9 protein-coding genes and 1 pseudogene are annotated in these 5,013 nt (G+C 28.0%); 3 read left to right on the forward strand and 7 right to left on the reverse strand.

What is annotated here, in order from left to right; genetic code table 11:
• Positions 1 to 695 (forward strand): annotated as a pseudogene (locus ACF91D_RS29305) (SAP domain-containing protein); the annotation flags it as partial.
• 218 nt (positions 696 to 913) lie between these two features.
• Here ACF91D_RS29305 and ACF91D_RS29310 read toward each other — a convergent pair.
• From ACF91D_RS29310 to ACF91D_RS29335, 6 genes are all read right to left on the reverse strand, one after another.
• Positions 914 to 1,234, reverse strand: a complete 321-nt coding sequence (locus ACF91D_RS29310; RefSeq protein WP_392438234.1) for a hypothetical protein — start codon at positions 1,232 to 1,234, stop codon at positions 914 to 916.
• Between the two features lie 61 nt (positions 1,235 to 1,295).
• Entirely contained in the window at positions 1,296 to 1,463 is a 168-nt protein-coding gene (locus ACF91D_RS29315) for a hypothetical protein (RefSeq protein WP_392438235.1), read from the reverse strand.
• A gap of 13 nt (positions 1,464 to 1,476) precedes the next feature.
• Entirely contained in the window at positions 1,477 to 1,872 is a 396-nt protein-coding gene (locus tag ACF91D_RS29320; protein ID WP_392438236.1) for a type II toxin-antitoxin system HicB family antitoxin, read from the reverse strand.
• Positions 1,872 to 2,159 carry a hypothetical protein gene (locus tag ACF91D_RS29325; protein WP_392438237.1) on the reverse strand — a complete coding sequence of 96 codons (288 nt, stop codon included), beginning with the start codon at positions 2,157 to 2,159 and terminating at the stop codon, positions 1,872 to 1,874. Before ACF91D_RS29325 ends, ACF91D_RS29320 begins: the two co-directional genes overlap by 1 nt.
• Before the next feature lie 5 nt (positions 2,160 to 2,164).
• Positions 2,165 to 2,410, reverse strand: coding sequence for a hypothetical protein (locus ACF91D_RS29330; protein WP_392438238.1), 246 nt, complete (start codon positions 2,408 to 2,410; stop codon positions 2,165 to 2,167).
• 118 nt (positions 2,411 to 2,528) lie between these two features.
• On the reverse strand, positions 2,529 to 2,711 hold the full coding sequence (locus tag ACF91D_RS29335; RefSeq protein ID WP_392438240.1) for a type II toxin-antitoxin system HicA family toxin: 183 nt from the start codon (positions 2,709 to 2,711) through the stop codon (positions 2,529 to 2,531).
• 209 nt (positions 2,712 to 2,920) lie between these two features.
• Between ACF91D_RS29335 and ACF91D_RS29340 the strand changes: the two genes are divergently transcribed.
• Together ACF91D_RS29340 and ACF91D_RS29345 are read left to right on the forward strand one after the other, a co-directional pair.
• The gene (locus ACF91D_RS29340) at positions 2,921 to 3,622 is read left to right on the forward strand and encodes a hypothetical protein (protein ID WP_392438242.1); all 702 of its coding nucleotides are present in this window, start codon (positions 2,921 to 2,923) and stop codon (positions 3,620 to 3,622) included.
• Entirely contained in the window at positions 3,615 to 4,250 is a 636-nt protein-coding gene (locus ACF91D_RS29345) for a hypothetical protein (protein WP_392438244.1), read from the forward strand. The genes ACF91D_RS29340 and ACF91D_RS29345 overlap by 8 nt, the downstream gene beginning before the upstream one ends.
• 154 nt (positions 4,251 to 4,404) lie before the next feature.
• On the opposite strand, the gene ACF91D_RS29350 is transcribed toward ACF91D_RS29345, so the two are convergent.
• Positions 4,405 to 4,785 (reverse strand): hypothetical protein, encoded by a 381-nt coding sequence (locus ACF91D_RS29350; RefSeq protein WP_392438246.1) that lies wholly within the window; start codon positions 4,783 to 4,785, stop codon positions 4,405 to 4,407.
• Positions 4,786 to 5,013: the final 228 nt, after the last annotated feature.

Below are 5,013 nucleotides of genomic sequence, written 5' to 3' on the forward strand. Positions count from 1 at the left end.
AACATAATCTTAAAATAGGAGGTAATAAAACTGAACTTAATAGTCGTATTTACGATAACTTGGAAAATATTACAAGTTTAGAACTACCTTATGTATACATAGCCACAGAAAATGGAGAAAAAATATTAAATGATACTGAATATTTGCTTTCTTTTGATGTGGAACCTAATAGATTTGGTGTTAGTATTAACCGCGCTTATTATTTAGCAGAAAACTGTGTTAGTGAACATTGTAATGATAAGGTTGTTGAAATATATAAATTTGAATTTCAAAGAGATTATGAAAATGAAGAGATTCAATTAGCTGGTCTTCATAAGCTTGATTGTTTGATATCGCAATATAATTTTAACGTTAAGGATTACGATAATGCTAGAAAGTATCTAAATATTCTATATTACTTTAGATTAAAATATTTCCTGAAAGAAATAACAGAATCAATGTATTCTTGGTATTACGATGATGAAGGGAATTTAAAAATTGATAGGATAAAGAACGTAATAAGTACTCGCTTTGAAGGGGTATATGAAAAATTAATATTTAGTCAGAATTTATCGAATGAATCTATTTTTAAATTATTTAAAGATGATACTAAGGCATACAATGACCTAGAAGATGAAATAACAGAAAAATATATAAATTATATAATGATAAAGAAGAATTTGAAGAGGAATATGATTATCGCTCTAATTTTATAACTACTGATATTTCTAGTTTAAAAGATATGGATCCACAAATAGAGGTTGAAATTGATATTAGTAATGGGAAAATTAATTTCTTTTTAGATGATGATAGTTTAGATACATTAATTAAGAAAGGTGAATAATAGTAAACAAAAAAAGAAGTGGTTATTTAACCGCTTCTTTTTATATTACTTTACTGAATTCCCCTCAGATTCCTTTGGTTTACATTGCTGCTAAAATAATCCAAACCATGATAATAGACCAATTAAACCACTTACTAGCATTACAGAAGGCAATACGAAAAAGTAAATTATATAGTCAGTATTATTTATTTTTACACTTTTGTTAGGCTTATTACTAACATTTGTTGAATTGGTATAGTTGGTATAGTTTGAGCGAAACGCAATTTTGTTTATCACTATAACCAAAACTATAATGCATATAAGCATTGCTAATATTAAAAGCAATTTTCCCCATTCAGGAATATTAGACATTTGATCATTCATATCATTCATTAATGTGTCTAGTGTAAAGTTTTGAAATGTAACATTCATTTTTCATCACCTTCTTTTGTGTTGTCATATATTACGTTATTTTAGATTTATAAGGAATTGCTTACATTAATACGTAGATGCCAAGACTTATTGTTAATATACCTAATATACAAAAAGCTACGCTTAGTTTTCCTTTATTACCATTTAACACTTTAATTGTGCCGAATAAAAACATAGGAACGCCAATCATAATAGCGACTACAGATAAAAGAGTATATATAATATTCATTAAGATTCATCCCCTAAAGATTTAGTTCTTCTTTTAAAGCACGTTGTAGTGTTTGGCTGAAGTTAACGTTTCTACTTTTACCTAATTCCACCATATATTTTGGTAATGTAACCATTTTATTTACTGTTTTATTCTCTTCTCTTGCTCTTATGATGTTAGTATCAACTGTGATTAACTGTAATTGTTGGTTTGACTCTAAGTTACCTACTAATGTATGGAAATCTGATGGTTCTGGGATTGTATCATTATCATCTTCCATAACTATCAAATGTCCGCCTAATGCATCACTTGCCATTTCAACCGCTTCATTTATCCCTTTACCGAATGTGATAACTCCTGCTAGGTCTGGAAATGACACGTTATAATATTCGTCTTCTTTTTCTAATACTGCATAGTAATAATATTTCATTATATTCCCCTCCAATTAAAGCCTCTTACTATTCTATTACCAACTAAGTACGGTGCTTCTAATAACAAGTCATTACTAGAGCTATATAGCCTTGTTCTATCTGTTTGAGCTTTTTCTCCATCTACTTTATTTATCTTTATAGAAATAGCCCGAATTTTATAGTCTCTTATATGTTTAGAGAGAACTCTGTCGGCTCCACCTATTCCCCCTGCTGTTATGTGGTAATTTTCAATTTCCCCGTTATCCAATTCAACGATTGCATTGTAAACATTTCTACTATTCTCCATATATATCAATCCTCTTTAATCCATATTATTGTGAGTATTATTGAAACACCTAAAAAAGCAATAGCTCCAACCCATGTTAAGACAAGAACAATTAAACTTATAGCGTTTGAAAGATGATGCATGAGATCGTTAGCTTCTATCAATTTGAATCCATTTATTGTATAAAAGGAAGATACATATATAGTTACCACTGTAAATATATAACAATAAATACTTGCAGCTCTTATAGAAAAGTTATTTTCCTTTGTCATTTAACTAATCCTCCTTTAGTTGATAAATGGTTAAAAATGTATTGTGTTTTGAATTTTTATAAGAATTTTGATTCATACTATTATATCATCGAAATAATAAGAGATAGCAAGAGGACTATTAAAGTCCTGCTTGCTTAAGGATTGAACGTTCAGTACCACGAGGTAAATCTTTTCTAGGGTGTGGGACTGTTATTTTGCCTGTTTTAGTCGGGTGTTTGAAGTGATGATGACTTCCAACAACTTTGACTAAGTACCAGTCATTACGCTCAATCCTTTTTATTATTTCTCTTGATGAGCTCATTTGATTTACCTCCTATATATAATATAACATATGTTTAAACATATGTTAAGTGTTTCTGTGGTTATTTTTAAGTATTAAGACCTTTTAAGACCTTTTTATAATTAATATACCCGCTTTTAATGTCATAATTATTTTTAAAAGGTTCTTTACAGAACTTTTTATAGGTGCTATTATACATTTAATTAATTAAACGATAAAGGTGTGATTATGTGTATAGTGTATATATAAAAAACGGTGTTCAATCCCTGTTAAATAGTAATATATCTGCAACTACAATTAGTGAACAGTCTAATGTGAATTTAAGTATTGTAAAAAAATTAAAGTCCAATTTACAGACGATAGAAAATACAAGTTTTGATTCAATTAGTAAACTATATGATTATTACCTAGATAATCAAAAAGAAATTGAAGCCCAAAAAGAAGTCCACCCAGTAATACTTAGTCAAAAACTACCTAATAGCGTTATTAAATTTTTAGACGAAATTACTTATAGCGTAAATCAAGTTAACTTTGAAGCAGTTTCTAGAGTTAGTGAAGTGTATGTATACGATAAATATACGATAGACAATAAGGGTAATTCTAAATCCAAGAAATCCTATATTAAAATTGATGAATCTATACCAATTAAAAAAAACGGAGTGATTTATAACTATCAAATATCTATTGAAAATGAGATAGATAGCAAAGATAAAATAAGGGGCATAAAAGATTTGAAGATAATATTTGATAGAGAACTATTAGAAATAGAACTTAAGAAACATAAAATGTCAGGTAGTAAAATAAAGGTACATAATACAAAAGATGGAAGTACTGGTATAAGAGTGGTTTCACATGGAGATAATAAAGAAATATTTAACATAGAAAGTAGTTACTTCAATATAGATTTTAAGGAGGGAGAACCTAATGTATAACTTAACCCCCGCAATACTAGTTATTTCTACTTGTCTGATTTTTATGGTAATAATGACCAAAATGTCAGATTTTAGTATAACAAGTAGAAATATATCTAGTCCTATGAAAAAAAGATATGTAGTTACTAAACTTATAGAAAGTGTTATTTTTTTAGCGCTTTTTGTGGTTTGGATAACATCAATTTTAAATTATGCCAAAATCCCTTCTGATCTTGTTAAAGATGATTTAAAACTTACTAATGAAACATTGTATTTATTTCTCAATTTAAGTGTTGTTGCGTTAAGTGTAGTAACTACAATTTTGCTATACTTTGTGTTTAAATCATTAAAAAGGTTGATTAGTTATTTTTCTGAATATAATAAGCAACAGAAACATAACACATATAATAATTTGATACATGCTATAGACAACGGTGTTTCAAAAGATATGATTGAAAATTTCGCTATTCTACAACAAAGTCGTAATAGAATTGAACTAAGCTCAGAAGAATGGCTGACACTTCTTGCAGCATGTATATCAGAAGATGAAGTCGAACTATCAAAAGAGATATCGAATAATGTTAGAGGAAAAGAAACTATACGTAAAAGTTCTCCAATAAAGAAAATCAAAAAAATAGTTACAAAATAAGCAAAAGACGCTTTATATATTATATAGGTTGGATGTTATTAATGCTTATGTACATTTGTATTTGGGCTTCTGGTTTTCGGAAGCTCAAAAAGAAGCGGTTGGCAATGATTGTTATTTTGCCTCCGCTTCTTTTTTATTATTGATAGTCTTTACATTATAGATTATAAAAATCGTCTTTTTCTTTTTCTTTTTGATCTTTGGCTTCATCTGTATTCTCATACTTTATAATTTCATCGTCATTAAAGGTATTTTGGTCATCTAATACAATTTGTTGGTTTTTATTGTCTATTTCTGTAATCAATATGTGGTTTACTGTTAACTCTCCATCATTTTTATTATAATTTGCATCTGCTAATCCAGAATAATATTTACCATTGTATTTAAATGGTTTAATAGAAGTGTTGTAACCATTACTAGGAATTCTATTTTCTTTCAATTCCTTTTTCTCTTCATTCAAATCAGAATCATTATTAAAATAAAAATACGTAGTATTAGCTTCTTTGTTTTCAGTAAATAATAGCTTTTTAGGATTCACAAAGCTACTAGCATTACTATCGCTTGAATCTTCAAGTTGACTTTCTTCTGCATTAATTAATTTATTCGTTAATTCTGCACCTTTATATTTAGTAAAGTTTTTAAAATTGTATGTATCATTTTCATTGAGATCAATATTGAAATTACGAGTTTGACCGTTTTTAGTGGCGATAATTTATTTTAAAACAGATGTATTTTCTACAGTTGTTTCCCCAAGTGTTTCTATAGT

This window comes from Staphylococcus sp. 231237_7MaSpsaltlick (assembly GCF_043107035.1).